The following is a 25,700-nucleotide window of genomic DNA, read 5'->3' as shown; positions in this document are numbered from 1 at the left end:
ACCCGGATGGATTGGCACTGCTGGTGCGCTTGGAACCTGCCCGGCTGACTGCTTGCCAGGCACACGTTGGCTTTCGTGCATCCCGCCCCGGACACACATCCGGAGTGATGCATGAAAGCCAACGGCCCGGCGGCCGCTCGACTGGCGCCTGGGGTGCTACATACCCAGGGGCGCCTGCCTGCTGTCAGGGCGCGGTCGTCTGGAGCACCAGGTCGCCCGGCATGCGGGGGGCCACCTCGTAGGTGGTCTCGTACTGCGCGGCCAGCCCCACCACGGCGATGTGCTGACCCACCGTGAGGGCCTGGAGCGCCGCCTTGTCGAACCCGGCGGACACGTGGACGAAGACCTGCACCTCGCCGGTGCCGTCGTCGATGTAGAGCTTGTAGCCGTAGGGCGAGTCGTCCACGAACGCCTGGGTGATGGCGCCGCTCACGCGGATGAGCTGGCCCTCCACGGACTCGTTCACGCCGCCGGTGGTGACGTCCTTGGGCGACACCTGCTTCGTGCCGTGCTTCAAGTCCACGTCCGCGGGCACGCTCTTCAGGATGCGCAGCTGGTTCTGTTCGTCCAGCGTGCCGGTGACGCGCACGCGCGCTCCCAACCCGAAGGGCAGCTTCTCCTCCAGCTTGACGTAGAGGCCGCCGGTGTCGTCCTGGATGGCGAAGCCCTCATCGCCCAGGGCGGAGGAGAACGCGCCGGGCGGCACGGTGACCGCGCCCTCCACCGTCACCTCGGAGCCGTTGGCGCGCGAACGCGCGTCATCGATGGAGAGGACCGGCTGGCAGCCGGTGAGCGCGACCACGAAAGCGCCCAGGAGCGTCAGGACACGCCGGCGCGAAAGGGCAGGGGAGACAAGGTGGGAGGAGTTCATGCCCACCTTCTATCATCCGGTCGGCAACTTTGCTGTTAATTCTGTTTGTTCTTGAATTCACTTGAAGTATGACTGCCGTCTGCCTTTGTGTCGCGTGGCGGACGGGACGCTTTGTTGACGAAGCGCGTCTGCTACTGACGGTGGGGGCATGTGACAGGTGATACATGAGGAAAGCCGATGTGAATCATTGGGCCAGCTTGCGGTCCGCACGCCCGTAGCTTTACCGTGTGCCTGCTGCCCTCCCCCGGACATCCATGGCCACTCCGAGTCTCCCGTCGTCGAGTGTCGCGCTTGAAGCGAAACCCCCTCTGGCCCGCGTCTGGTGGCTCGCGCTGCGGCCCAAGACGCTGACCGCCTCCATCGCGCCCACGGTGCTGGGGTGGGCCTTCGCCAACGCGGAGGGCGCCTGGCGTCCGGTGCCGGCGCTCACGTTCCTGGTGGGCTTCGTGCTCATGCAGATCGTCAGCAACCTGGTGAACGACTACGCGGACTTCGAGCGCGGCGCGGACACCGAGGCGCGCCTGGGCCCCGCGCGGGTCACGCAGAAGGGCTGGCTGTCCGCGCGCGAGGTGGCGACGGCGGCGGCGCTGGCGTTCACCGGCTCCTCGCTCGCGCTCCTGCTGCTGACCCAGGCGGAAGGGTGGCCGGTGTTCGCGGGCGGCGCCTTCTGCCTGGCGGGCGCGGTCTTCTACTCCGCGGGCCCCATCCCCCTGGGCTACCTGGGGCTGGGGGACGTGCTGGTGCTGATCATCTTCGGGCTCCTGGGGGTGAGCGGCAGCTACGTGGTGCTCACCCACCATGTCACGCCGGCCGTGCTGCTGGCGGGGCTGTCCATGGGGCTGTTCTCGGCGGGCATCCTCGCGGTGAACAACCTGCGCGACCGCAAGACGGACGTCGTCGCCGGCAAGCGCACGCTCGTGGTGCGCTTCGGCCAGCGCTTCGGGCAGTGGGAGTACACGCTGGCGGTGGGCGGCGCGTTCGTGCTCCCGGTCCTCGCCTGGCTGGTGCTGCCGGAGCACCGGTGGGGTTGGCTCTTCACGCTGGCGGCGCTGCCACTCGCGGTGAAGCAGATCCGCGCCATCTGGCGCGAGGACGGCGGCGCGCTCAACCCGCACCTGGGGAAGACCGCCGCGCTGGGGCTCGTCTTCGCGCTGCTGCTGTCCGCGGGGCTCAGCCTCTAGCGTGTCCCGCCCGACGCCCCGGGTCATGCGCGGCGGGCGTTCAAGCGCCTCGCGGGATCTCGAGTCCGCGAATTGCGCGGACTCTCATAATGTGGTCAGTTTGATCCGATGAGGTGTTCTCCTCCCAACCCTTCCCAAGCCTCACCGTCTCCGCGTGGCGGAACGCTGGCGGCGTCGGGAAGGGTGGGACGCGTGGGCCCGCGCGCGAGGACACCTGCTTCCTTTCCTCCCCCTGCCTGTCTCCGGCCTCGCCTTCCATGAATCGCTCAATCCTGCTGAAGAGCGCGTGGTGCGCCCTATTGGTGCCCCTGCTGTCCTGCAACCTCCTCAAGGTCACTGACGACGAGGGGTCGACCACGGGTCGCGGCGCCAAGCGGTTCGACCCGTACCAGGGGCTCAACTCCGGCGCGATCCGGCTCAGCCTCCAGTACATCAACGGCTGCGCCTTCCTGCCCAGTGGGCAGATGGTGGCGAAGAACGGCGTGCCCGTCCCGTACCCGGACGTGTGCATCACGCCGCTCGCGCAGAACCCGCTGACCCTGTCGCCTCCCACCGGGACGCTGCAGATCCTGTCAGACAACCAGTACTTCCTGAACCAGTTCTCCGTGTCGGAGACGGTGGTCAACCAGCACAACAACCCCAACGACCAGACCGCCGCGTTGTCGTGGATCAAGACCCAGACGGTCTTCGCCGGCCTGGACTGGACCAACGTCAACCAGGGCCCGGACGAGTGGAGCTTCTACAGCATCGCGGGGGCGGTGGAGGACTGCTGGACCCGCGAGGTGCTGTTCGGCAACGCGAACTGGCAGAAGGTGAAGGACGACACCATCACCGTGGAGGTGCTGGACGAAACGGGCACCTCGCGCGCGAGCCAGACGTACCTGCGCTCGGAGCTGCTGGCCTCTTCGCCCTACGCCGGCCACAGCCGCTTCGCCTGGCGCTCGGAGAACCTCAAGCCGCCGCGCTTCCCGGGTGACAAGGACCCCGGCACGGTGACGGGCTTCGTGGGCGGTCTGGACCAGAGCCCCATCACCCGCACCATCGCGCGCGTGGACATGGTGGGCAGCACCAACCCCTTCAAGGTGCTGCGCGTCCCGCGCCTGTCGGGCCCCGGCGCGCTCAAGGCCACCTGGAGCCAGCTGCCGGACAAGCCGTTCTACTTCCCGGTGACGTACGTCATCCCGGATGACCGTCCGTCCACCTGCTCTGACGACGCCGGCAACCCGGTGCAGTGCAGCCCGGGCCTGGACTCGCGGCTGGTGTTCTCACCTCCGAAAGAGGGCAGCTTCTACAAGCCCGGTGAGGACGTGAGCGTCTACGTGGACCTGCGCGACAGCGCGGGCGCTCGCCTGCACTCGAAGGACCTGCTGCCCAGCGCGGGGCAGATCGTCACCGGCCAGGCCAACGGCCTGCTGACGTTCATCCCCGGCGTCATCGCGACCGTCACGGAGAATGACTCCATCAACAACGTGGCCATCGCGGGCCCGCTGCAGGACCTCCAGGTGCTGGGCAACCCCAGCGACGAGGCCCAGTTCTTCTCCAAGCAGCCGTTCCCGTTCGCGCTCTACGATGACGCCACGCTCACGGGCCTGACGCCGGGCCTCGCGGACTACCAGTGGCCCACGCGGCAGACGTTCTCGCTGCCGGCGAACGCGAAGCCGGGCACCTACGTGGCGCTGGTGAAGTTCAACCGCGGGGCCATGGGCGAGCGCGTCGCGAAGTTGAACCCCTTCTTCTTCCAGGTGGGTCAGGACGAGCCGACGACGTACCCGGGCAACGTGGGCAACTGCCAGCTCTGCCACCGCGGCGTGCTGTCGCTGGACAACCTGCGCCACGGCCTGTCGGTGGACCACATCGAGAGCTGCAAGGTCTGCCACCACTACGACACGGACACGGTGGGCCGGACGCAGGAGATGGTGCACCGCATCCACATGAACTCGCCCAGCTACCCGGCGAACCGCGCGGACTGCACCGTGTGCCACCTGACGCGCAAGAGCACGGAGCGGCCCAGCCTGGCGCTGTGCGGCTCGTGCCACATCTCGCAGCACGGTGACGAGTTCTTCCAGATCGCCTTCAACCAGCGCGGCACGCCCAGCCGGTTCGGCAACTGCGCGCAGACGTGCCACGGCGGCGATCAGCTTCCCTCCAGCCACATCCTCCCCGCGAAGTAGGGGATGCGACCCGCCATGCACAGAGCTCTCTTCGTTGGAACGCTGCTCGGCGCGGCCCTGCTGAACGCCGGCTGCTCGGAATCCTCCTCCCCCGCGTCGTCCACCTTCATGCCGCGGCCCACCTACGAGAACCGCGAGCCGGAGGGCCTCACCTCCCGGCTGTCCGGCTTCACCGTGGACCCGGAGGCCTACTTCATCAACCTGGCCCACTGCGCGCCTCCGCCCGCGCAGTGCCCGCTGCCGCCGCTCTTCGCGGAGTTCAGCCCGCTCCTTCAGCGCTCGGTGGTGCGCGGCGCGCTCGTCACGCTCCAGGACACGGTGCCGGATCCCGTCACCGGCCGGCCGCCAGACCCGGCCCCGCCCATCCCGTCCGACGCGCGGGGCCTGTGGACCCTGCCGAAGGTGCCGACCCGCAAGGGCGCCCCGTTCTTCGTCCTGTCCGTGGGGCAGGGCACGCTGGCCAACGACGTCCCGCCGCCCTTTCCGCTGCCGCCCGTGGCGGAGGGCAACTACCTGCCCACGCTGACCATCCGGCCGGTGGTGCCGGCGCACAGCGCGTGCGTGGGCCTGGAAGCGCTCCAGATGAGCGACAAGGGCGTCCTGGAGGCGGTGGCGAAGTACCTGACCGCCATCGACGGCGCGCCCGTGACGGTGCCGGACCTGCTCAACCCGGGCCGCTTTGGCGGCATCACGGTCTTCTGGCTGTACCGCCCGGGCTTCCCGGCGTTCCGCGTGCCCGCGGCGAACACCACCGTGGAGGCCTCGTCCGGCCGCGTGCTCAACATCGAGTGGGCGCCCGTGGGCGCGCTGCCTCCGCCGCTCGCGCCGTTCCAGTCCACGCGCGGCTTCTTCATCGCGCCCACTCCGCCCGGGGGGCAGCCCGCGCCCAACAGCAGCCTGGGCCTGGTGGCCATCGTCCACCCGCCGCTGATGGGCCCCCCGGGCACGGTGACCTATACGGCGAAGGACGCCACGACGAGCGTCCCGGACAACCGGCCGTGGTCGCTGATGCCGCTCGCTCTCCCGCAGATCCCCGGCCTCGTCACGTTCGCGGGCCTCCAGATGGCGCCGGCGGTCCCCTCGACGACGCCCCAGTTCCCCCCGCCCAGCACCTGCTTGCCTGGGCAGTAGTCGCCAGTCGCTTCACCCGTCCCGGCACCTCCGCTCCGTCCGTCCCTCCCGTGGGGCAGACGGAGCGCCGTGTGCCGTCCCCGTTCGTCCGGAGCAACATTCCCCATGATGAAGAAGATCCTGCTGGCCATTGGAGTGCTGGTCGCCCTGGTCTTGATTGGCGCGGGTACCGCCATGGGCATGGCGACCCACAAGATCAACAAGACGTATGACTATGTCGCGCTGCCCAACATCACGCGCGACAGCTCACCGGAGGGCATTGCCCGCGGTGAGCAGGTGTTCCGCGCGGTGTGTGGCGAGTGTCACGCGGGCGGTGGCAACACCAAGCCCGTGGGCGGCCGCATGTTCGACTTCCCGGCCGAGCTGGGCACGTTCTACTCCGCGAACATCACGTCCGACATGGAGAAGGGCGTGGGGGGTTGGACGGACCAGGAGATCGCCCGCATGGTGATCAACGGCATCGACAAGAACCACCACTTCCGCCCCATGCCTCCGTTCCCCAACATGGGTGACAAGGACATCGCGGCGGTCATCGGCTTCATGCGCTCCGGGCACCCGGACTTCGCGCCGGAGAAGGCGCAGCCGCCGCGCTCCGAGCTGACGCCCCCGGGCCGGATGGCGTTCGCGTTCGCCATGGGCATCAACGACAAGGGCCGCACGGAGCCTGTGCCCGTGCCCGTGAAGGCGGCGGACTCCGTGGAGTACGGCCGCTACCTGGCCTCCAGCGTCTACGACTGCACCTTCTGCCACTCGCCGGGCCTGGAGAGCAGCGCGGTGAAGATGCAGCACCCGGAGACGCTCCTGAGCGGCGGCTTCGAGTTCGACCTGGTGCCGCTGGGCGGCGAGGGCAAGCTGCTGTCGCCCAACATCACCATGAGCGAGACGGCCGGCATCGGTAAGTGGACGCTGGATGAGTTCAAGCACGCCATGGTCACGGGCGTGACGCCCGGTGGCTTCATCCTGCGCCCGCCCATGCCCAAGTACCGCTACGCGGACGACGTGGAGCTCACCGCCCTCTACACCTTCCTGCGCTCCGTGAAGGCCAACGACAAGGCCGTGCCGCCGCCTACCGGTGGCCGTCCCAAGGCGGAGCCCTCCGCCGACCCGGAGAAGATGTTCAGCTCCCTGGGCTGCGCGACCTGCCACGCCCCCGGCAAGGCCTTCGAGGCCAAGCTCCAGGGCGCCAAGGGCAAGGCCCCGGAGGAAGTGGCCAAGTGGATCCGCAACCCGGAGTCCTTCAAGCCCGGCACCCAGATGCCCACCTACGAGTCCCTCATCGACGAGAACAACGCCCTGGCGCTGGCGAAGTTCGTCCTGGGCAAGACGGGTGGCACCGTGAGTGAAGGCACCGCGCCCTGAGTTGACGGTGGTGTGACAAAGACCCCCGCGTGAGTGTCGACACGCGGGGGTTTGTTGCAACAGTTTCGCCCTCGCGGGCCCAGCGGACGTAACAAGTTTTACTCGCTGAGATACGCTTTCATGTGAAGTCGTTCCCCCACCCGCGGAGCGTCATTCCATGACTGTTTCACCGGCCTCCCCCTCGGCGCATCGGAAGCAGCATCCGAGGGCCGTCCCGCTCCACGAGACGAAGTCCCCGGACACGCAGGGCCCCATCCGGCTGGATGATGTGCTCTGGAATCCCGTCGACGCGGAAGAGGCGCTGGAGGGGCTGGAGAAGATCCTCGGCCGGCTGAACGCGCGCGATGATTCACGCGCCATCTTCCTGGACATCTACGCCATCGTCACGCGCAAGGTCGTCCACCTGCTGAACCGGCCGGACGCGGGCGGCTTCCTCGAACCCGAGTGGCTGTCCCACCTGACGGGCCGCTTCGCGGAGGAAGCGCTCATCGCGGTGCGCGACTCCCTGAAGAACCTGCCGCTGCCCACCGCGGCGTGGCGCTTCGCGACGCATTACCCGGCGCAACGCCTCACGCAGCCGTATCAGGACGCGCTGCTGGGCGTGAGCGCCCACATCAACCACGACCTGGGAATGGTCGTCTACGACAACATCGCCCACCAGTCGCCCCCGGCGGATGCACGCCGCATGGCGCGCTACCGGCACGACTACTTCCACGTGAACGAGGTCCTCCGCACGTGCATCCCGGAGTGCGTGGACCTGCTCGCGGAGCGCTACCGGTGCATGTCCACGCGGCTGCTCCTGCGCGTGCCCTTCAGCCGCCCCGTGATGGAGCGGGCCGTGATGCGGATGCTCATCGTGTGGCGGCAGCGCGTCTGGGAGAACGTCGTCGCGATGCTGGAGGCGCAGACGCCGGAGGAGCACCAGGCCGTCGTGGAGCGCGTGCGCACGACGTCCGGCCGCATCGCCCAGGCGCTGTGCGCGGACAAGGCGCTGTGGCGGACGGTGCTCGGTGATGCGCCGCCGTACCGCCTGACGCTGCCGCCGGAGGCGTGGCCCGGTGTGGTGGTCCCCCGGCCGGACGCGGGCGTCGATGCCCGCGTCAGCTAGCGGGGCGCCTTCAGGAGGGCGTGACTCCGGCCACGAGGTAGAAGCGCACCTGGCCGGAGTTGACGCCGTAGGCGACGTCCACGCCCAAGAGGGGCAGCACGACGTTGTTGAGGTACAGCCGCAGGCCCGCGCCCACGCCCTGGGCCACGGTGACGGCCTTCGGGTCCGTATAGGACTCCGGCAGGTAGCCGCGGATGTTGCGTCCGCTGGCGTCGCGCAGGACTCCATCCGAGGGCAGCTCGCGCCACGCGATGGCGCCCGTGTCGGAGAAGCCCAGGCCCCGGAAGGCCAGCGACTTCACCTTGAAGAGGGGGAAGTGGTACTCGGCGGTGAAGGTGAGCCGGGTGTCGCCGCGGAACTGCCGGTACTGGAAGCCGCGCAGCATGTTGCCGCCCATCGTCAGCTCCTGGTGGAAGGGCAGGTCCTTGCCCACGGCCAGCTCGCCGCGCAGCACCAGGTTGTTCTCGCTGAAGAAGCGCAGGCCCTGGCGGTAGAGGATGCCGAACTTGCGGTAGCGGAACTCGCTCCACACACCCGGGACTGAGACCTCGTAGGAGCCCTCCAGGTTGAGCCCCTCCGTCACCGCGTGCAGCGTCTGGCGCGAGTCCAGGCCCACCATGAAGCGCAGCGACGTGTCGCGCAGGGACGGCCCGGTGGAGAAGGCCTGCGACGTCACCGGCTTCTCGGGGTCCGGTGCCTGCGCGTCGATGCTGGACACGCGGTACTTCGCCGCCGCGCGCACGCGCTCGAAGAGGATGAAGCCCAGCTCGGAGCTGATGGACGCCGAGTTGAGGCGTGTACGCCGGAGGATCTCCGGATCATCCTGGCTGGCGTCCGGATTGTATTCGTCCACGCGGTCGCTCTTCAGCTGGCCCTCCAGGCTGAACTTCAGCTGGGGCAGGCCAAAGACGATGGGGTCGAGGAAGCCCACGTACACGCCGCTCTCACCGGTGCTCAGCTGCGCCGCGACGGCGAGCTTCTTCGCGCGGCCGCCCAGGTTGTTCTCCGCGTAGAGCAGCCCGCCGCCGGTGTTCGCGGAGGACAGCGCCACCGTGGGCGCCACCACCCACGACGCCTTGTCCTTCACCCGCAGCACCAGCCGCACGCGCCCGTCGGCCAGGGGCTCCGTGCTCACCTGCACGTCCTGGAACAGGCCCGTGGCCAGGAGCCGCCGCTCCACCTTCTTCAGCTCCTCGTCGTCCACCTCGTCGCCCACGTCCAGCTGCCCGAACGAGCGCACCGTCCCCGACGTCGTCTTGTTCGCCCCCTCCACCGTCACCTCCGCGACCTCGGGCCGGTGGGGGGCGGACACGGGCGGTTCCTCGTCGGCGAGGGCCACGGGGGCACCCAGGCCGGTCAGGACCATGGCGAGCAAGGACAGGTGACGGCGCAAGCGGGGGAGAGGCACCCCGTGCTCATACCGCACGCTCCAGAGGCCCCGGCTGTTTCAGCGCGTGCCGGCCCGCGCGTGCGCGCGATGCTCAACGTTTGCGTCCGGCCGGGCTGCCCCAGCGTCCAGTAGGACTGTCGCATCCCCCAGGCGGATGCATTATCCTCATCATCTGGATATGCATCTATCTGGGAGGGACGCGGGCATGGCTTCGACGGAGGAGGGTGGGCGCCAGGAGCTGTTCCTGGACGACCTGTCGGTGGGGCAGAAGTTCATCAGCGGCACGCACACGTTGGACGCGGCGCAGATTGTCGCCTTCGCGCGGGAGTTCGACCCGCAGGGCTTCCACCTGGATGACGCCGCGGCGAAGGACACGCTCTTTGAAGGGCTGGCGGCGAGCGGCTGGCACACGGCGGCCCTCACCATGAAGCTCAACGTCCAGAGCGGACTGCCCTTCAAGGGCGGCATCGTGGGAGCGGCCGGGGACATCCGCTGGCCCAGACCCACGCGCCCGGGGGACGTCCTCCAGGTGGAGAGCGAGGTGCTGGAAGTCATTCCCTCGCGCACGCGGCCGGACCGGGGCATCGCCACCGTGCGCAGCGAGACGCGCAACCAGAAGGGGGACGTGGTGCAGGTGCTCATCGCGAAGCTGGTGTTGCCCCGTCGCCCGGCGAGCGGCTGAGCGGGACGTGACGCTTTGCGTGAGCGCGGGTGGAGGCTACCGTGCGGCCGGTTCCGCTCGTGGTCCCCGTCCCGCTCCCGAGGAGTTCTTCGCATGTCCCGCGCCGCCCCTGACTTCGACCTGGCCTCCGTGGACGTGGAGGGCTTCTACCGGGAGCTGAAGGAGCTGCGCGCCCGGCTGGACGCGAACCTGGGTGAGCCGGACGCGGCGCACCTGCGGAAGATGGAGCGCTGGGGGAAGGTGGCGTCGGTGCTGGGCATGGCCACGGCGTGGATCGCGCCCAATCCGCTCTCCGCGGTGGCGCTGGGGCTGGGCCGCTCCACGCGCTGGCTGCTCATGCACCACGTGGGGCACCGGGGCTATGACCGCGTGCCGGACATGCCCGCGTCGCGCACCAGCAAGGGCTTCGCGAAGGGCGCCCGCCGGTTCGTGGACTGGCTGGACTGGATGCTGCCGGAGGCGTGGGTCTTCGAGCACAACGTGCTGCACCACTCGCACACGGGCGAGGACGCGGATCCGGACCTGCTGGAGCGCAACGCGGAGGGCTCGCTGCGCGACAACAGCCGGCCGCTGCCCCTGCGCTACGTGCAGCTGGCGCTGCTGGCCGTCACCTGGCGCGCGAGCTACTACGCGCCGGAGACGCTGGGCTCGCTGCGCCGCAAGGGCCGGCGCGAGGGTGGGGCGCTGACGCGCGCGGAGCTGTGGGAGCTCTTCACGCGCTGCTACCTGCCGTACGCGACCGTCTTCTTCGGCCTGTACCCGGCGGCGTTCCTGGTGGTGGGGCCGTGGGCGGCGTTCAGCGTGTTCTGCAACTCCGTGCTGGCGGACGTCGTCACCAACCTGCACACGTTCTTCGTGGTGGGCCCCAACCACACCGGCGAGGACCTGTACCGCTTCGACTCCGCGCCCGCGAACAAGGCGGAGCGCATGGTGCAGCAGGTGGTGGGCAGCGCGAACTACCGCACCGGCGGCGACCTCAACGACTTCGCCCACCTGTGGCTGAACTACCAGATTGAGCACCACCTCTGGCCGGACCTGCCGATGCTGAAGTACCGCGAGGCGCAGCCGCACGTGCGCGCCCTCTGCGAGAAGTACGGCATCCCCTACGTGCAGGAGGGCGTCTGGACGCGCGCGCGCAAGATGGTGGACGTCGTCGTGGGCAAGGCGTCCATGAAGCGGCTGGTGAAGGCCGCGGCTCCCGCCATGTCGGCCGCGGACGCGCGGGCGGAAGCCTCGGCGGCCTGAGTCACGCGGGCGGCGCGCGGCGGCGGCGGGGCAGCGGGGCGAGCGCCACCGGCGTTCCCTCCGCGGCCGTCTCCTCCTGGCGCACGGCCTCCACGTTCACCACGCGCACGCCGTCGGGTTGGACGGGCAGGCCCAAGGTCTCCACGAACAGGCGATAGCTCTCCTCCAGGCGGCGGTGCAGCGCGCTGAACGTCTGGTGCGCGGTGCCGGGCATGTCCTCCGTGTAGGTGAAGTACCAGCGCAGCTCGTCCAGGCGTCCGTAGAAGTGGTCCACCACCGCCTGCTCCTTTTCGGTGAGGTGGATGAGCTGGGCGAAGGCGGCGTCCGCGTAGCGCGAGGCCACCGTCTCCACCAGCGGGTCGCGGCTGCGCAGGCGGGAGAAGAGGAGGAACATCTCCTCCCGGCGCGCGGCCAGCCTCCGCATGATGCCGGCGGCGTCGAGGGCGAGCAGGTTGCGCACGCGCGCGGTGGTCTCTTCTGCCTTCTTGCGGCGAGCCATGGTGCGACACAGCCTACCGTCAGTGGCACCCCCTCACGCCAGGGGCTGCCCTCTCCGTGGGGAACCGGGCGGCCGGGCCCGTGCCCGCCCCATGGCGATGCGGCGCGGCGGGAGAGCGGTTGTTACGGTGGGGCCACCATGGTGCTCAAGATCGTCCAGGCGGGGGAACCGGTGCTGCGCCAGCGTGCGCGCGACCTGACCCCGGAAGAAATCGGCAGTGCACAGACGCGCCAGCTCATCCAGTTGATGCGCGACACGATGCGGGACGCGCCCGGCGTGGGGCTCGCGGCGCCACAGGTGGGCGTGGGCTTGCGGCTGGTGGTCATCGAGGACCGGGCGGAGTACCAGGCCGGCGCTTCGCCCGCGGACCTGGCCCTGCGCGAGCGCGCGCCCGTGGCCTTCCATGTGCTGATCAACCCGAAGCTGGTGGTGGAGGACCCCACGCCGGTGGAGTTCCACGAGGGCTGCCTGAGCGTGAACGGCTTCGCGGCGCTGGTGCCCCGGGCGCGCGGCGTGCGGGTGGAGGCGCTGGATGAGAACGGGCAGCCGGTGACGGTGTCCGCGCGTGGCTGGTACGCGCGGATCATCCAGCACGAACTGGATCACCTGGACGGCACGCTCTACGTGGACCGCATGGAGACGCGCAGCCTCACGACGCAGGAGAACCACCGTCGGCACTGGCTGGGCAAGAGCACGGCCCAGGTGCGCACGGCGCTGGGGTTGCCGGAAGAGACCCCTTCGATTCCCCGAAAGGACCCGACATGAGCAGCAGGCTGTTCACCCCCTTGAAGCTGCGGGACATCACGATGCGCAACCGCGTGGTGGTGTCACCGATGTGCCAGTACTCGAGCGAGGACGGCTTCGCGAACGAGTGGCACGTGGTGCACCTGGGCAGCCGCGCGGTGGGGGGCGCGGGGCTGGTGTTGACGGAGGCCACGGCGGTGGAGCCGGAGGGCCGCATCTCGCCGCAGGACCTGGGGCTGTGGAAGGACGCGCACGTGGAGCAGCTGGCGCGCATCAACCGCTTCCTGCACCAGAACGGGGCCTCGTCGGGCGTCCAGCTGGCGCACGCGGGCCGCAAGGCCTCCACGCCCCGGCCGTGGGACGCGGGCAAGCGCGTGGACCCGGAGCAGGGTGGCTGGACGGTGCTGGGCCCCACGACGGAGGCCTTCGATGAGGGCTATCCGGTGCCCACGGCGCTGGACGAGGCGGGCATCCAGCGCATCGTGAAGGCGTTCGCGGACGCGGCGGTGCGGGCGAAGGCGGCGGGGTTCCAGGTCATCGAACTGCACGCGGCGCACGGCTACCTGCTGCACGAGTTCCTGTCGCCGCTGGCGAACAAGCGGACGGACAAGTACGGCGGCACGTTCGAGAACCGGACGCGCTTCGTGTTGGAGGTGACGCGGGCAGTGCGGGCGAAGTGGCCGGAGTCGCTGCCCCTGTTCATGCGCATCTCCGCGACGGACTGGGTGGAGGGGGGCTGGACGCCGGAGGACTCCGTGGCGCTGGCGCGGCTGGTGGCGAAGGAGGGCGTGGACCTGATGGATTGCTCGTCGGGCGCCGTGGTGCCCAACGCGAAGATTCCGGTGGGGCCGGGCTACCAGACGCACCTCGCGGAGAAGGTGCGCAAGGAGGCGGGCATGCTGACGGGCGCGGTGGGGATGATCCGCTCCGCGTACCAGGCCGAGCACATCCTGGCCACGGGGCAGGCGGACGCCGTCTTCCTGGCGCGGGAGCTGTTGAGGGATCCGTACTGGCCGCTGCGTGCCGCGAAGGAGCTGCGCGCGGACGTGCTGTGGCCGCACCAGTACGAGCGCGCGAAGAACTGATCCCCGGGAGGGGACGCCGGTTCAGTCGAGGAACCGGCGGTCCCACTTGAAGAAGTCTTCGTCTGGAAAGTCCGCGGGGCGCCGGGTGGCGTGAAAGGCCCAGGGTTCCAGGATGCGGGCCAGCTCCCGGTAGGCTGGAAGCGGCTGGTCCGGACCGCCTGCGAGCGGTTCGGGGCCCAGGGTGACGACGGCCCGGGACGCGTCGAGGGCTTCCACGGTGGTGCCGGGCGCGTGGAGCTGGGAGCGAAGGAAGTCCACGCCGCCCATGGCGCTCAGCGAGGGATCGCCGATGAAGGCGAGCCAGTGCGGGACGCGCAGGCGGGTGCCGATCTCCCAGGAGACCAGATCCAGCTCCATGAGGTCGACACCGGGGTACTGAACCAGTTGAGGGACCACGTCCGATGTGACGGAGCCCACACCGAGGAAGCCGGTGACGGCCAGTCCCGCGTGCCCGGAGCTGAATGGCAGAGGCGCCGCCAGGGCCAGCGCCAGCTCGCGCACCCGGAGGGCACCGTGAGTCCTCATCCATGACAGGGGCACGATGAAGCGAACCGCGGTCACGGGGCCAGGATCGCGACGGAAGATGGGGGCATGGATGTCCTTGCCGTCATAGCTGAACTCGTACCCGTTGGGGTAGGGCGTGTCATTGGTGAGCAAGACACTCGACCTGAGCTGGCGCCGCATTTTTTCACGGACCACCATCCAGCCGGCCGCATCCAGTTCCTGCCATTCTCCCTCATCGTCCGGGTAGTGGGTGAGTGTCTGGGGCGCGATGGCGTTAAGATACGTCTGCAGGGATTCAGAGACGGCCTGTGTGACTTCGAGCGTAGGCCTGGGAAGATAGAAGCACAGGCTCACCCCTACTTGTGTGACGACTCTATTCCTGCGGGTAATCTGTAGTGGTGAGTAGTCCATGGCTTAAAGTCCGGCTCCCAGATAGGGAATCACTTGGGGGACCTCGTGAAGGCCGAATGCCTGTCGGTAGACCTCATCCTGAGACATGCCGTCGTAGGGATGTCCCGGCGGGTATTTTCGCCAGGGCGGCCGTTTGCCGATATCCACACAAGGGAATTTGAAATCATAGGCTGCTTGGACCTGCTCCGGATTGCCATTGTGAAGAACGACGTCCGGCACGAGAGACCCTTTCAACTCTCCTAAACTGCCGCGCTGCCGGATGCGAGCCACTTCATCGGGTGACAGCCAGGTCACCTTCCCGCTGTCCAGATCATAGAGATACGTGGGCTCCAGGCTGAAGCCGCCTGGACGGAGTTTGTTCAGCTTCTCCGCCGCGCACTGCAAGGCGACCCGGTGCATCTCATTCCCGAGCTGCATGGCGCGGGTGAGGGTCCGGCCCTGCGCGTCGCGGACCTGCTCGTTGCACTCCTGCGGTGTCGGGCTCCGGGTCCCGAAGTTCGCGAGGATGACCTCCGTTCGCGCCTTGTCCGCGCACTCCTCCAGCGCTTCTGTCACCTGTTGCTTCAGCGCGGCATCCAGGATCTTCACGGCCGCCGCCGCGGAGCCTCCCGCTGTCGCGAACGTCCGTACGGCCCGGGGGACCACCGACTCCTCTCCCGCGGCCTGGGCGCAGTAGGCGGGCTGGGTCCTGCAGGAGTTCGTCGCGCTGTCGAAGTCGTACTGACTCCGTCCGTGCGCACCACCGCACGCCTGGAGCAGCAGAAACCCTGTCCACCGTGGACTCAACCGCACGGGCGCCTTCCTTCCGAAGTCCGCATAAGCTTCCGCGCATGCTGACCGAGGTGCAGGCGGGACCCTATACCGTGCGCGGTGTGTCCGTGGGCGGGGTGTACACGTCGCTCCTGGTGCCGGAGCTGGGAGTCCTGCTGGACGCGGGCATCCCCATCCGTTCCTTCGCCACCACCGACCGCATCTTCCTCAGCCACGGCCATGCGGACCATGCGAGCGCGCTGGGATCGCTCATGGGCATCCGCGCGCTCGTGGGGAAGGGACCGCCGTTCGTCTACCTGCCGGCGGAGATTGAAGCGCCCGTGCAGGAGGCGCTCGCGGCCCTGGGCCGTCTGCACCGGATGAAGTCCGATATCCGCACCGTCCCCCTGCGCCCCGGCGACACCGTGAAGGTGCAGCAGGACCTGTGGGTTCGCGCCTTCCGCACGCACCACCCCGTGCCGTCGCTGGGCTACCAGTTCCTCCGCCGCGTCGCGAAGCTCAAGCCCGAGTACCGCGAGCTGCCTCCCGAGGAGATTGGCCGCCGCCGCCAGGCCGGGGAGCCCCTCTTCGATGAAGTCGAACGGCTGGAGCTGGCCTACTGCACGGACACCCTCTCCAACGTGCTGGAGCGCCAGCCGTCCCTGTTCGACAGCCGCGTGCTCATCCTCGAGTGCACGTTCATCGACGCGGAGCGCACCGTCCGCGACGCGCAGGAGCGGGCCCACATCCACCTGGAGGAGATTGCCTCCATGGCGGACCGCTTCCAGAACGAGGCCCTGGTCCTGATGCACTTCAGTCAGGCTTACAGCCCCGCGCAGGTCCACGCGACGCTCCAGGCGCGCCTGCCCGCGTCACTGCTCGAGCGCGTGCGAGTCTTTGCTCCTGACTCCGGCCGCTGGTTCGGTTGACCCGCTGTGCCGGCCTGACTGGAGGCCGCCATGACGTCCCCGTCGTCCCGCCACGTCCTCATCGCCGGAGCCGGCATTGGGGGCCTCACGCTGGCCTGTGCCCTGCGGCGCGCGGGGATCCGCGCCACCGTGTTCGAACGCGCCGACGCGCTGCGACCGGTGGGGGCGGGCATCACCGTGCAGATGAACGCCGCCATCGCCCTGCGCCGCATCGGCCTGTGTGACGCGGTGGTCGCGGAGGGCGAGCGCGCCGAGCAGACCCTCATCCTCGATGCCTCCGGGGCCCGCATCTCCAGCGTCGACATGCGCTCGCTCCAGGAGGAGCTGGATGCCCCGATGGTGTCCGTGCACCGCGCCCGCCTCCAGGCCGTCCTCCGCGCCCACGCGGGCCCGGAAGAGGCCGTGAGGCTGGGCGTCGCCGTGACGGGCTTCGAGGACGATGGCGCCCGCGTCACCGTGTCGCTGTCCGATGGCAGCACCGTCTCTGGCGACGTCCTGGTGGGCGCGGACGGCCTGCGCTCGGCCGTGCGGGCGGGCCTGTGGGGCGCTCAGCCCACGCGCTACTCCGGCTACACCAGCTGGCGCGGCATCTGTCCGGCCTCTGGCCTCGTGAAGGCGGGCCACTTCAGTGAGACATGGGGTCCCGGGGCCCGCTTCGGCATCGTGCCCATCGGGCATGGCGAGCTGTACTGGTACGCCACGTTGAATGCGCCCGCGGGCTCGGAGGATGCGCCGGGACAGACGCTCGCCGTCGTCCAGGAGCGCTTCGCCAGCTGGCACGCGCCCATCGCGCAGGTGCTCGCGGCGACGCCGCCGGAACGCGTCCTGCGCACGGACATCCACGACCGGCCGCCCATTCGGCAGTGGAGCCGGGGCCGGGTGACGCTCCTGGGCGACGCCGCGCATCCGATGACCCCGAACCTGGGGCAGGGCGGCTGTCAGGCCATCGAGGACGGCGTCGTGCTCGGCGAGTGCCTCTCGGCTCCAGGCAGCGTGGAGGATGCCCTGCGGGCCTACGAGTCCCGCCGGATCCAGCGCGCCAATAAAATGGTCGTGATGTCGCGACAGATGGGCGTGCTGGCCCAGTGGGAGAACAAGGCGGCTCGCTTTGTCCGCGATACACTATTCCGGCTCGTTCCGGAGTCAGCCGCGAGACGTCAGTTACAGACTTTGGTGCAGGGTGTGCGCTGAGAGGAATTGAGCCCTGTAGAGTATGTCTTTGCCAGGAGCCTGTTATCCGTCCTGGCGGGGGGTACCCATGCAGACGAAACCTCCGCGGTTTGCCGCTGTCGTCCTCGTGTCAGCGGCCTCCTGTCAGCGCACGGAGCCGCCGGTGGTGGCTGCCGCACGGCCTTCCTCGCCAGCCCTCGCCGTGGTGCCTCCGGATGCTGGAACTGGCGAGGACACCGCCGCGGTCAATGCCCGCATCCAGAGCGTCCTCGGTGAGCCCGCGAAGTATCAGCAGGCCTTCGTGTCGTTCCAGAAGGCGGTGGCCGCGCGTGACGCGAAGGCGGTCGCGGCCCTGGCGGCGTACCCCTTCACCGCGACCGTGGGCGGCCGGAAGGTGAAGCTGCCCGACGCCGCGGCGTTCATGAGGCACTACGACGCCATCGTCACGCCGGCCATCGCCAACGTCATCACCCGGCAGCGCTACGCGGACCTCTTCGTCAACGCCGACGGCGTGATGTTCGGCCAGGGAGAGGCGTGGCTCAACGGCATCTGCAGGGACGCCGCCTGCAAGGATTTCGACGTCCGGGTGATCGCGATCCAGTCCGCGAATTGATCACGGCCGGCGCGGTGCGGCGGGCGTCGCCGCTGGCCACTCCGCCATCGCCTCGGGAGAGATGATGATGAGGGGTGGGGTGAACCTGAGGTCCTCGGGCTTCCCCCCCTTGTTCATCAATTCGTTGAGGACTCGGACCGTCGAGCTGGAACCCGAGAGGTGGAGCAGTTGCTCGCGGGTGAGGCTGGTCTTCCCCTCGAAGGCCTCCTCGGCCAACTGGACGAGCGCGCGCCACAGCGGATCCTCCGCCAACACGACAGTCCCCTGGACAGTCGGAGGATCCGCGGTGAACTCGGCCGAGACAGGGGACACCGCGCCCAGCCTCTTCATCACGGACTCGCCAAAGGCCAGGGGGATGTACGCGTAGAGCTTCTCCGCTTCCAACAGGGTCGCGCCCTGCTCCTGGATGAGGGCAACGGGATCGCCGTCGTCGGGGCAGTCCAGCCAGGTTGCGACCGCGCGGCTCGCGTCCGCGCCTCCCTGGAGCACCAGGAACAACCTCCGGCTGAGGAACCCGGGCGCGGCAGGCCAGGAAGCAGTCTCGAGCAGGTCCGTCAGGGCCTGCCACGGTTCGTTGTCGAGCAGCACCTCCAGCGTCATGCGCTCCCCATCCATCTGGGCGTAATAGACGCGCACCCAATGGGTGCCAGAGGTCAGCGGCAGGGACTTGAGCGCGTCCTCAAAGGCCCTGAGCCACGGCTCCTCATGTTTCGGGCCGGCGTCGTCTCCCCGGCTGACGATGTCGCCCAGGATGACCTTCCGGTCGATGCCACCGACCTGCCAGGTTTCGATGGTGACGTGCGCATCGGGAGGACGGACGAAGGCGGACAGGAGCACGTGCAGGCTCGCCCGGACGAAGTTCGCCAGGGCATCGCGCGAGGCCTCCTCCTCCGTCTTGCCAACGCCTCCCACGGACTCGACGACCCACTGGCCGGCCCAGGGCCCCAACCAGACGTCGAGCTGCCGCATGCAGTGGCCCGGCCCGGTCCGCGTGTCGATGAAGGCCGCATAGAAGCGCGGGCCTTGGGAGCCCACTCGGAGCCACTCCCCCTCCTCCTGGATGGAGAGGCCGTGAGCGCGGAGGAGCTCCGCCAGTTGCGCGTTCGCGGGAATCGGCGTCATGGAAACCTCAGGACCGTGTGACGGAGGCGAGGAACGGCAGGACGTGGGGCAGCACCTTGGGCGCCTTCGCCCAGGCGCCGCCGTGGTCGGCGTGCTCGATGGTGGCGAACGTCGCGCCGGCCCGCTGTGCCACGGCCTTCATGGAGTCGTGGTACGGGTCCATCACGCCGCAATAGAGCAGTCCTGGCCGGCCGGATTGCACCAGCGCCTCATCCAGGCCCGCCGAGCTTTCACAGGCCTTCAGGCACAAACGCAGTGCGTCCAGGTCGCCCGCGTCGATGGCCTCCGCCAGCTCCGGTGCCTTCCGCGCACCCAGCAGCAGCATGTGGAACCAGTCCACGTTCGTGCCGGGCTTGAGCTGCTTCTCCAGGGCCGCGTAGGCCACGGGCAGGCCCACCGCGGGATCCCATCCGCCCACCACGTACGACGCCAGCCGCTGGGGCGCGAACGACGCCAGGCCACACACCGTCCAGCCTCCCATCGAATAGCCCCACGCGTGCGCCCGGTCGATGGAGAGCGTGTCGAGCACCGACAGCGCGTCCTCCACCCGGTGCCGCAAACCATAGGCCTCCAGGTCGTGCGGCGTGTCGCTCTGGCCGTGCCCCAGCGAGTCGAACGTCACCACCGTGTACCTGTCCGTCAGCGCGGGCACGTACCCCTTGAGCGTCCAGTGCGCGCCCAGCTGGAGCAGGCCGTGCAGGAGCAGCAGGGGAGGGCCATGCCCCTGGACCTCGTAGTGGATGCGGCGGCCGGACTTCGTCGCGTAGGGCATGGCGTGGCGCTTTCCTACAGGCCCGCGACCTTTGCGCCGCGGGCCACCGTGAAGCCGAACGCCACCGTCTGACGGGAGCGCGGAGGGACGCTCAACTCGAAGCGCACGATGCCCTCTGCGCTCACCTTCGTGGGCGCGGGCTTCGTGGCGTCCTTGAGCATCGTCACCTCCACGGCCTCCACCTCCGACACCGGCATGCGCTCCTCCACCGCGAGCGCCGCGGGCTTCGCGCCCATGTTGGAGACGAACAGCTTCACCTTCTGCGTGTTCGTGCGCCGGCCGGTGATGCGGGCCACCTCCTCGCCCACGTCCACCTGCCGTGACACGCGCAGCGAGTCCTCGCTGCCGAAGCCCAGCTTCACGCGCTCGTTCCTGCCCGCGAACTTGAGCTGCGCGCGGCCCACGTAGCCGTTGGCGCGCACCAGGTCCACCGGCCCCGCGAGCAGCACCGCCGGTCCCGTGTTGTCGAACCGCGCCACCCGGTGCACCAGCGGCGACTGCTCCGGGCAGGCCACCAGCTCCGACGTGGAGGGGGAGGTGAACGCGAACAGCGCGACGCGGTGGGCCTCGCCGTCGGAGGGCACCGTGGCCTTGTGCGGCGCGGACAGCGTCACCGCTTCACCGCCGTCGTCCATGCCGGGCAGCGCGTCCGCCGCCTTCACCGCTCCGGCCTCGCCCGTCTCCTGGAGCGACTCCTCGCGGATGGAGACGTCCACCACCTGCTTCTCGCGCGACGTCTTGTCCCGCAGGGTCAGCCAGTCCTCCGTGAGCCGGGGGGGCGTGGCGCCCAGCGTGGGCCGCGCCGTGGAGAAGGCCAGCGTCACGTCCTTCCACGCCTCGCCGGTGTTCTGCCAGACGACGGCCTCGCACTCCAACGTCACGGTGGAGGCCGCCTCCGTGGTGCCCAGCACCGCGCGGTAGGCCGGCCGCCAGGCGGCGCACGGCACCAGGTAGCTGAGCGTCAACGTCGCCTCACCGCCCGCGGCGTGGCTCACGTCCAGCTCGGCGCGCACGTCCACCGTGGGCTCCGGCGCTTCCGTGCGCGCCAGCACGTCGCGGGTCTCCTGGATGTGCTGACGCTCCAGGCGCCCCAGGTCGCGGCGGGCCTGCCGGAGCTGATCATCCGTCGCGGTCTGCTCCTGGCGCACCGTCGCGAGCTGTTCCTTCCACTTCGCGGGATCCGCCTCACCCGCGCCGCTGCGCTCGGAGATGGCGCGCAGGACATCCCGGCGCGCGAGTTCCAGCAGGCCGTGCTTCGCCTCCAGCCTCCGCACCTCCGCCTGGGCTCGCGCCAGCACCTGCTCGCGCTCGAACGCGCGGCGGGCCAGCTCCGAGCTGTGCTCGCGCAGCGCTTCCGGCAGCACCGCGCGCATCGTGCGGCGCAGGCTGGCCTGGGTGACCATGCCGCCGGAGAGCTTCGCCTGGAGCGAGCGGTCCACCGCCACCGCCGGCAGTCCGTCCACCACGAGGCGGCAGGAGCCCGGGGGCAGCGTCACCGCGCCGCTGCGTTCAATGAGGGCCCGGTCCTCCAGGACCGTCACCTTGACCAGGGGCAACAGAATGGAAGTGCGCATCATGTCCTCCGGTTCCCGCCGTTCAGCATCTTGCTGGCGGGCAGCTTCACGACCCACGTCGCCTTCATCGAACGCTTCTCTCCGGCGGGGACGCTCACGCGCCACACCCGCTCGCCCTCCACCGCTTCCTCACCCGGCAGGGGCGTGGGCTTGTGCCAGGGCGGCACCACCTCCACCTCCTCCACCTTGAGGTCCTTCTGGGACTCGGGGACCGCGCCAATGCGCTCGGAGATGGCGATGTTCGCGGGGCGGGAGAGGTGGTTGGCCACCTCCACGGAGACATGGTGCGTGAGCACCGTGCTGTTGCCGAACATGCCGCCCGTGGCCTCGTCGAAGCGGGTGTTGCGCGCCACCTGGAGCGCCTCCTCCACGCCCAGGCCCAGCCGCTGCGTCTCGCCGGGCCCCAGCGTGGGCAGCGGGGACGTCATCAGGAACTCGTCGCCGAGCGTCACGTCCACGGGCCCCGCGAGCAGCGGATGCGGCGAGGCGTTGTTCAGGCGCACCGTGCGGAAGACGCGCGGCTCCACGGAGGGCACGCACACGTACTCGGCTGTGAGCTCCAGGGGCACCGTCAACATGGGCACCGTGTGCCATGCGCCATCGGACGGCACGTCCGTGACGGCCTCCGCGTCGAAGCGCGCATCGAAGTGCCGGGCGGAGTCGCGCGGCGGGACTGTCCAGGTGGGCGGCGCCACGGTGTTCACGGACTCGGCGAAGACCAAGGCCTGGGCCTCCAGCCGCACCACCTCCACCTGCACGTTCACTGACGTGATGGACAGCCTTGCCTGCGAGACAAGCGCGGGACGGGGACGCAACCGGCCGCGCTGCGCCGGTGAGGCCGCGGAGGCCAGCGTCAGCGAGTCGTAGTCGAACAGGCCGTCCGCCGGCTCCAGGCCCGCTGCACGCAGAAGGTCCCCGGCGCCGCCCTCGTCCTCATCCATCGCGAGGTCCGCCATCGGCGCGCCTTCAAGGCTCTCCTCTGCGGCGATGCGCTTCTTGCGCATGCGATCCATCCCACCACCACCTCGGGGCGCGGGCATGGCAGGTGCTGGCGCGGGGATGGCGCCGGTGACGCTCCGGTTCCTGTCCGGGGAACGGGCCCCTCCCACCAGGAAGGCCCCCGAGGATTTCGGCGCCGCCATGGGCGGTGGAGGAGGCGGACGGGACGCCCTGGGTGCCCCTCCTGGCGCGCCCCCGAACGTGGCCGTCTCCTTGAAGACCTTCTCCTGCTCCTCGTCGTCGTACCCGTCGTCATCCGCTTCCGGCAGGGGTTCCTCGTACTCAGGAGGCTGGGGCTTCGGAAGCATCTGGGGCGGGAGCGCCACGTGCAGGGCGTCGTAGCCCGCGAACAGCTCCTCCAGGCCCGGCGCGGGTTCACGCCACCCCGAACGCGCGGGCGGCGGCTGGCTGCGGCCGATGCGCAGCGACTTCAGCTCCGGCACCTCCGCGCGCCGCTCCAGGCTCGCGGTGGAGACCGCCAGCCGCACCCCCGTCCAGTCCTCGCCGGTGCGCTGGATGACGGCGGCGCGCATGCGCAGCGTGCCCTCCTCCAGCGTGCGCGGCAGGCGCAGGTCATAGGTGGGCACCCAGCGCGCGCCCGCCACCGCGTACTCCAGCACCAGCCGCGCGTCCGCGTTCGCGGCGACGGGGCCGGACAGCGTCAGCAGCGCCGCGCGGAACAGCCGGGCCCGGTCCACGCTCCTCGCGGAGGACAGCTCCTGCACGCGGCGGCGGCGCAGCTCCACCTCGTGCGTGGCGTCGCGGTGCTGCCGCTCCAGGTCCAGTTCCTGGGCCTGCAGCTGCGCCAGCTCCGTGTCCACGAACCCCGTGAGTGACAGCATCGCGGCCAGTGGCGCGTCGCGCGGGGGATGGCCCTTGGGCAGGGCTGGCCAGGTGGGCGTCAGGCCGCGGAGCGCCGTGATTTCGGAGCGCACCCGCTCCAGCCGGCTGTGCACGGCCGCCAGCGCGGCCTCCGCCGCTTCGAGCGAATGCTGCTCCGCGGGCAGCTCCGATTCGGGCGGCAGCCGCACGTCGAACGTGGGCTTGAGGTCGCGGACGAGGAGGCCCGAGGGCCCCTCCACCACGCGGGCACGCAGCGAGCCCGTGCGCAGCGCCAGGGGCAGGCCGTCGACGCGGACCTGACCGGGCAGGTGCCCGTTCTCGGGTGAGAGCACGAACGCGCGCGTGCACAGCGCGCCCTCGGCGTGAACTGTGACGGATTCCAGGACGGACGGTACAACGCGCATGGGCCCCCTCTTCCGTGGAGAGGGCTGCACGCTACCCCGATGCCCCCGTCGATGGCGACGACGACGGCGCGGATCTCGCACCGCGCCGTGGAGGGACCGGGTCCGGTCAGAACGCGCGGTTCACGGCGTACGCGCAGATCTTGTGCTCGGCCTTGTACGTGTTCGCGCCGGGGATGCCGTCAATGGGGCCGGTGTAGCCGAAGGAGCGGCCCACGGTCTGCACGCGGGTCCAGTAGATGGAGCCGGGGATGCCGTCGTCCTCGGAGGAGGTGCGCGGGCCTCCGCGCCGGTTCAGCTCGCGCGCGGTGATGCGCACGCGGATCTTCTCCGTGTTCGGCCCCGTCACCCCGTCGATGGGGCCCGTGTAGCCGTAGTCGCGCCGGCCCACCGTCTGGATGCGCTTGTAATAGATTTCACCCGGGATGCCGTCGAACTCGGTGGTCGTCTGCGGCAGGCTGCTGGAACCGCCGCCCGGTGACTGCCCGCCGCCGGCAATCTTCCCGCCCGCGTAGTCCATGGACCAACCCAGGTAGCGCGCGCCCGTCTTCGCCGAGTACCCGGAGACGCTGTTGACGCCAATCGCATCCCCCCAGGACTGGGAGAGGTTGTACGTGGCCATGAACACCGTGCCGCCGCCGCCGTTCAGGTCCGCGCCCACGTGGCCCGCCGACCCGATGTCCCACCAGTGGAACGCCCCCGTCAGCGCCTTGGACGCATCCGTGGAGACGATGCGCGACGCGCGGTACGCCTCGATGGCCGTGGGACGCACCGCGGAGTCCGGAAGCTGCCCGAAGCGGACCATCAGCGAACCACACCACTGGTTCCACGAACCGCCGTCGCGCTTGGGGTTGGCGGCGGCGTACGCGCGCGCCCGGTCGTAGATGGGCGAGTTCGCCTCGCCCTCCACCGTGCCAATGGCAGACACGTCCGGCCCGGGGGCCTCCACCTCCGCGCCGCCGCACGCGGCCAGCATCAGGCCCGCGGACAGCAACAGGGCAGGGGACCACGTCATCCAGTTCGAGCGCATCATCTGTCTCCGAGAGGGGGATTCAGCGAAGGGTGGAAAGTTACGCTGAAATTAATTTGGGCAATGATTTGCAGACTTGAGTCTGTTCCGTTGTCGCGGCAAGCCATGCAAAGGTTGCCGCCATGCGAACGTCCTGGTTCCGTCTCTCGTGGGTGCTGCTGCTCTCCGCCTGTGCCACCACGCCGTCTCCGCCGCCCGGTGACCCGGTGGATCCGCTGCACCAGGTGCGGCGGGTGAAGGTGGCCCCGGAGGTCGAGCTGGAGGTGCTCGACTACGGCGGCAAGGGGCCGGCGTTGGTGTTCCTGCCGGGCCTGGGGAGCACGGGCCACGTCTACGACGTGCTGGCGCCGGAGTTCACCGCCACGCATCACGTGTATGCCTTCACCCGGCGCGGCTTCGGTGCGTCGAGCTGGCCCGCCACGGGTTACGACAGCGCGACGTTGGGGCACGACGTGCTGGCCGCGCTGGACGGGCTGGGGCTCCAGAAGGTGACGCTCGCGGGGCACTCGCTGGCGGGGGACGAATTGAATTGGATGGGCGTGAACCACCCGGAGCGCGTGGAGGCATTCATCTTCCTGGACGCCACGGAGAACCGGGGGGAGATCGCCCATTTCCTGCAGCCCGGTCCGCTGCCGCCGCTGCCGTTCACGGTGCTCGACGGGCAGCCGTCACGCGAGGCCGTGACAGCGCTGCTGGCGCGCGACCTGGGCGGCCCGTTCCCGCCGCACGAGATTGATCAGGCCTATGAGTTCGACGCGGGCACCGGCGCATACCTGCGCTACCGCCGCCTCCCCGAGGCGACGGAGCAGAGCGTGCGCGGCGCGGCCGAACCGGACTTCGCGAAGCTGCGGGCGCCGGTGCTGGCCATCTCCGACGACCAGGCCTTCGCGGGGTGGGTGGCGTACCTGTCCCAGGCGGAGAACGTCCCCGCTGACCTGCGCGAGCGGGCCCAGGCCTTCCTTCCGGAGCTGCGCCAGCACGAGGCCGCCCAGGAGGCCCTGCTCAAGAGCCTGCCGAACTGGAAGCTCGTGATGCTTCCAGGCGCGGGGCACTACCTCTGGCTCACGCGGCAGGCGGAAGTCATCTCCGCGATGCGCGCGTTCCTCGCGCGCTAGC

Annotated in this window: 23 protein-coding genes; 13 read left to right on the top strand and 10 right to left on the bottom strand. The window is 69.8% G+C overall.

All coding sequences use genetic code 11. The features are described from left to right. Positions 1–184: 184 nt before the first annotated feature. Positions 185–871: a DNA-binding protein gene (locus tag D7W81_RS00250; RefSeq protein WP_120553285.1), complete on the bottom strand. Its 687-nt coding sequence runs from the start codon at positions 869–871 to the stop codon at positions 185–187. 254 nt (positions 872–1,125) lie between these two features. Here D7W81_RS00250 and menA point away from each other — a divergent pair, with 254 nt between their 5' ends. From menA to D7W81_RS00225, 5 genes are all read left to right on the top strand, one after another. Further along, the gene (gene menA / locus D7W81_RS00245; protein WP_120553284.1) at positions 1,126–2,052 is read left to right on the top strand and encodes a 1,4-dihydroxy-2-naphthoate octaprenyltransferase; all 927 of its coding nucleotides are present in this window, start codon (positions 1,126–1,128) and stop codon (positions 2,050–2,052) included. Between the two features lie 257 nt (positions 2,053–2,309). Then, complete coding sequence (locus tag D7W81_RS00240; protein ID WP_120553303.1) at positions 2,310–4,223, top strand: hypothetical protein; 1,914 nt, start codon at positions 2,310–2,312, stop codon at positions 4,221–4,223. Between the two features lie 15 nt (positions 4,224–4,238). Next, complete coding sequence (locus tag D7W81_RS00235) at positions 4,239–5,354, top strand: hypothetical protein (RefSeq protein WP_120553283.1); 1,116 nt, start codon at positions 4,239–4,241, stop codon at positions 5,352–5,354. A gap of 105 nt (positions 5,355–5,459) precedes the next feature. Beyond that, positions 5,460–6,713 carry a c-type cytochrome gene (locus tag D7W81_RS00230; protein WP_120553282.1) on the top strand — a complete coding sequence of 418 codons (1,254 nt, stop codon included), beginning with the start codon at positions 5,460–5,462 and terminating at the stop codon, positions 6,711–6,713. Positions 6,714–6,870: 157 nt separating this feature from the next. After that, a complete protein-coding gene (locus D7W81_RS00225; protein ID WP_120553281.1) occupies positions 6,871–7,821 on the top strand; it encodes a DUF5995 family protein in 951 nt (316 codons plus the stop codon). Positions 7,822–7,831: 10 nt separating this feature from the next. On the opposite strand, the gene D7W81_RS00220 is transcribed toward D7W81_RS00225, so the two are convergent. Then, complete coding sequence (locus D7W81_RS00220) at positions 7,832–9,229, bottom strand: BamA/TamA family outer membrane protein (protein WP_244226887.1); 1,398 nt, start codon at positions 9,227–9,229, stop codon at positions 7,832–7,834. Positions 9,230–9,416: 187 nt separating this feature from the next. Between D7W81_RS00220 and D7W81_RS00215 the strand changes: the two genes are divergently transcribed. Both D7W81_RS00215 and D7W81_RS00210 read left to right on the top strand, forming a co-directional pair. Beyond that, on the top strand, positions 9,417–9,893 hold the full coding sequence (locus D7W81_RS00215) for a MaoC family dehydratase (RefSeq protein ID WP_120553280.1): 477 nt from the start codon (positions 9,417–9,419) through the stop codon (positions 9,891–9,893). A gap of 93 nt (positions 9,894–9,986) precedes the next feature. Further along, the gene (locus D7W81_RS00210) at positions 9,987–11,138 is read left to right on the top strand and encodes a fatty acid desaturase family protein (RefSeq protein ID WP_120553279.1); all 1,152 of its coding nucleotides are present in this window, start codon (positions 9,987–9,989) and stop codon (positions 11,136–11,138) included. A gap of 1 nt (position 11,139) precedes the next feature. Here D7W81_RS00210 and D7W81_RS00205 read toward each other — a convergent pair whose 3' ends face one another. Then, the gene (locus D7W81_RS00205) at positions 11,140–11,637 is read right to left on the bottom strand and encodes a hypothetical protein (protein WP_120553278.1); all 498 of its coding nucleotides are present in this window, start codon (positions 11,635–11,637) and stop codon (positions 11,140–11,142) included. A gap of 138 nt (positions 11,638–11,775) precedes the next feature. On the opposite strand from D7W81_RS00205, the gene def reads away from it, so the two are divergent. Beyond that, positions 11,776–12,402, top strand: coding sequence for a peptide deformylase (gene def / locus D7W81_RS00200; RefSeq protein WP_120553277.1), 627 nt, complete (start codon positions 11,776–11,778; stop codon positions 12,400–12,402). Continuing rightward, positions 12,399–13,466 (top strand): NADH:flavin oxidoreductase/NADH oxidase, encoded by a 1,068-nt coding sequence (locus D7W81_RS00195; protein ID WP_120553276.1) that lies wholly within the window; start codon positions 12,399–12,401, stop codon positions 13,464–13,466. The genes def and D7W81_RS00195 overlap by 4 nt, the downstream gene beginning before the upstream one ends. Positions 13,467–13,487: 21 nt before the next feature. On the opposite strand, the gene D7W81_RS00190 is transcribed toward D7W81_RS00195, so the two are convergent. Together D7W81_RS00190 and D7W81_RS00185 are read right to left on the bottom strand one after the other, a co-directional pair. Further along, positions 13,488–14,324 (bottom strand): type VI immunity family protein, encoded by an 837-nt coding sequence (locus tag D7W81_RS00190; RefSeq protein ID WP_158621377.1) that lies wholly within the window; start codon positions 14,322–14,324, stop codon positions 13,488–13,490. A 60-nt stretch (positions 14,325–14,384) separates the two neighbouring features. Further along, a complete protein-coding gene (locus tag D7W81_RS00185; protein WP_244226886.1) occupies positions 14,385–14,969 on the bottom strand; it encodes a hypothetical protein in 585 nt (194 codons plus the stop codon). A 242-nt stretch (positions 14,970–15,211) separates the two neighbouring features. On the opposite strand from D7W81_RS00185, the gene D7W81_RS00180 reads away from it, so the two are divergent. From D7W81_RS00180 to D7W81_RS00170, 3 genes are all read left to right on the top strand, one after another. Continuing rightward, entirely contained in the window at positions 15,212–16,060 is an 849-nt protein-coding gene (locus tag D7W81_RS00180; RefSeq protein WP_120553274.1) for an MBL fold metallo-hydrolase, read from the top strand. 30 nt (positions 16,061–16,090) lie between these two features. Next, entirely contained in the window at positions 16,091–17,251 is a 1,161-nt protein-coding gene (locus D7W81_RS00175; RefSeq protein ID WP_120553273.1) for an FAD-dependent monooxygenase, read from the top strand. Between the two features lie 67 nt (positions 17,252–17,318). Then, positions 17,319–17,843 carry a hypothetical protein gene (locus tag D7W81_RS00170; RefSeq protein ID WP_147445296.1) on the top strand — a complete coding sequence of 175 codons (525 nt, stop codon included), beginning with the start codon at positions 17,319–17,321 and terminating at the stop codon, positions 17,841–17,843. Here D7W81_RS00170 and D7W81_RS00165 read toward each other — a convergent pair whose 3' ends face one another. The 5 genes from D7W81_RS00165 to D7W81_RS00145 form a co-directional block, all read right to left on the bottom strand. Beyond that, entirely contained in the window at positions 17,844–18,965 is a 1,122-nt protein-coding gene (locus tag D7W81_RS00165; RefSeq protein WP_120553271.1) for a DUF6348 family protein, read from the bottom strand. Between the two features lie 7 nt (positions 18,966–18,972). Then, the gene (locus tag D7W81_RS00160; RefSeq protein WP_120553270.1) at positions 18,973–19,737 is read right to left on the bottom strand and encodes an alpha/beta fold hydrolase; all 765 of its coding nucleotides are present in this window, start codon (positions 19,735–19,737) and stop codon (positions 18,973–18,975) included. A 14-nt stretch (positions 19,738–19,751) separates the two neighbouring features. Then, a complete protein-coding gene (locus D7W81_RS00155; protein WP_120553269.1) occupies positions 19,752–21,311 on the bottom strand; it encodes a mucoidy inhibitor MuiA family protein in 1,560 nt (519 codons plus the stop codon). Continuing rightward, the gene (locus tag D7W81_RS00150) at positions 21,311–23,557 is read right to left on the bottom strand and encodes a DUF4139 domain-containing protein (RefSeq protein ID WP_120553268.1); all 2,247 of its coding nucleotides are present in this window, start codon (positions 23,555–23,557) and stop codon (positions 21,311–21,313) included. Before D7W81_RS00150 ends, D7W81_RS00155 begins: the two co-directional genes overlap by 1 nt. 106 nt (positions 23,558–23,663) lie before the next feature. Continuing rightward, complete coding sequence (locus D7W81_RS00145) at positions 23,664–24,569, bottom strand: hypothetical protein (RefSeq protein ID WP_244226885.1); 906 nt, start codon at positions 24,567–24,569, stop codon at positions 23,664–23,666. A 137-nt stretch (positions 24,570–24,706) separates the two neighbouring features. On the opposite strand from D7W81_RS00145, the gene D7W81_RS00140 reads away from it, so the two are divergent. Continuing rightward, a complete protein-coding gene (locus D7W81_RS00140; protein ID WP_120553267.1) occupies positions 24,707–25,699 on the top strand; it encodes an alpha/beta fold hydrolase in 993 nt (330 codons plus the stop codon). The last annotated feature ends 1 nt before the right edge of the window (position 25,700 follow it).

This window comes from Corallococcus aberystwythensis, assembly GCF_003612165.1.
Taxonomy (GTDB): domain Bacteria; phylum Myxococcota; class Myxococcia; order Myxococcales; family Myxococcaceae; genus Corallococcus; species Corallococcus aberystwythensis.
Note: the sequence above shows the minus strand (reverse complement) of the source record. Positions and strands in the feature narration are given on the sequence as shown.

Coding starts and splice junctions, on each gene's coding strand:
- D7W81_RS00250 (WP_120553285.1), bottom strand. CDS start 871: ATGAACTCCTCCCACCTTGTCTCCCCTGCCCTTTCGCGCCGGCGTGTC.
- menA (WP_120553284.1), top strand. CDS start 1,126: ATGGCCACTCCGAGTCTCCCGTCGTCGAGTGTCGCGCTTGAAGCGAAA.
- D7W81_RS00240 (WP_120553303.1), top strand. CDS start 2,310: ATGAATCGCTCAATCCTGCTGAAGAGCGCGTGGTGCGCCCTATTGGTG.
- D7W81_RS00235 (WP_120553283.1), top strand. CDS start 4,239: ATGCACAGAGCTCTCTTCGTTGGAACGCTGCTCGGCGCGGCCCTGCTG.
- D7W81_RS00230 (WP_120553282.1), top strand. CDS start 5,460: ATGATGAAGAAGATCCTGCTGGCCATTGGAGTGCTGGTCGCCCTGGTC.
- D7W81_RS00225 (WP_120553281.1), top strand. CDS start 6,871: ATGACTGTTTCACCGGCCTCCCCCTCGGCGCATCGGAAGCAGCATCCG.
- D7W81_RS00215 (WP_120553280.1), top strand. CDS start 9,417: ATGGCTTCGACGGAGGAGGGTGGGCGCCAGGAGCTGTTCCTGGACGAC.
- D7W81_RS00210 (WP_120553279.1), top strand. CDS start 9,987: ATGTCCCGCGCCGCCCCTGACTTCGACCTGGCCTCCGTGGACGTGGAG.
- D7W81_RS00205 (WP_120553278.1), bottom strand. CDS start 11,637: ATGGCTCGCCGCAAGAAGGCAGAAGAGACCACCGCGCGCGTGCGCAAC.
- def (WP_120553277.1), top strand. CDS start 11,776: ATGGTGCTCAAGATCGTCCAGGCGGGGGAACCGGTGCTGCGCCAGCGT.
- D7W81_RS00195 (WP_120553276.1), top strand. CDS start 12,399: ATGAGCAGCAGGCTGTTCACCCCCTTGAAGCTGCGGGACATCACGATG.
- D7W81_RS00180 (WP_120553274.1), top strand. CDS start 15,212: ATGCTGACCGAGGTGCAGGCGGGACCCTATACCGTGCGCGGTGTGTCC.
- D7W81_RS00175 (WP_120553273.1), top strand. CDS start 16,091: ATGACGTCCCCGTCGTCCCGCCACGTCCTCATCGCCGGAGCCGGCATT.
- D7W81_RS00170 (WP_147445296.1), top strand. CDS start 17,319: ATGCAGACGAAACCTCCGCGGTTTGCCGCTGTCGTCCTCGTGTCAGCG.
- D7W81_RS00165 (WP_120553271.1), bottom strand. CDS start 18,965: ATGACGCCGATTCCCGCGAACGCGCAACTGGCGGAGCTCCTCCGCGCT.
- D7W81_RS00160 (WP_120553270.1), bottom strand. CDS start 19,737: ATGCCCTACGCGACGAAGTCCGGCCGCCGCATCCACTACGAGGTCCAG.
- D7W81_RS00155 (WP_120553269.1), bottom strand. CDS start 21,311: ATGCGCACTTCCATTCTGTTGCCCCTGGTCAAGGTGACGGTCCTGGAG.
- D7W81_RS00150 (WP_120553268.1), bottom strand. CDS start 23,557: ATGCGCGTTGTACCGTCCGTCCTGGAATCCGTCACAGTTCACGCCGAG.
- D7W81_RS00145 (WP_244226885.1), bottom strand. CDS start 24,569: ATGACGTGGTCCCCTGCCCTGTTGCTGTCCGCGGGCCTGATGCTGGCC.
- D7W81_RS00140 (WP_120553267.1), top strand. CDS start 24,707: ATGCGAACGTCCTGGTTCCGTCTCTCGTGGGTGCTGCTGCTCTCCGCC.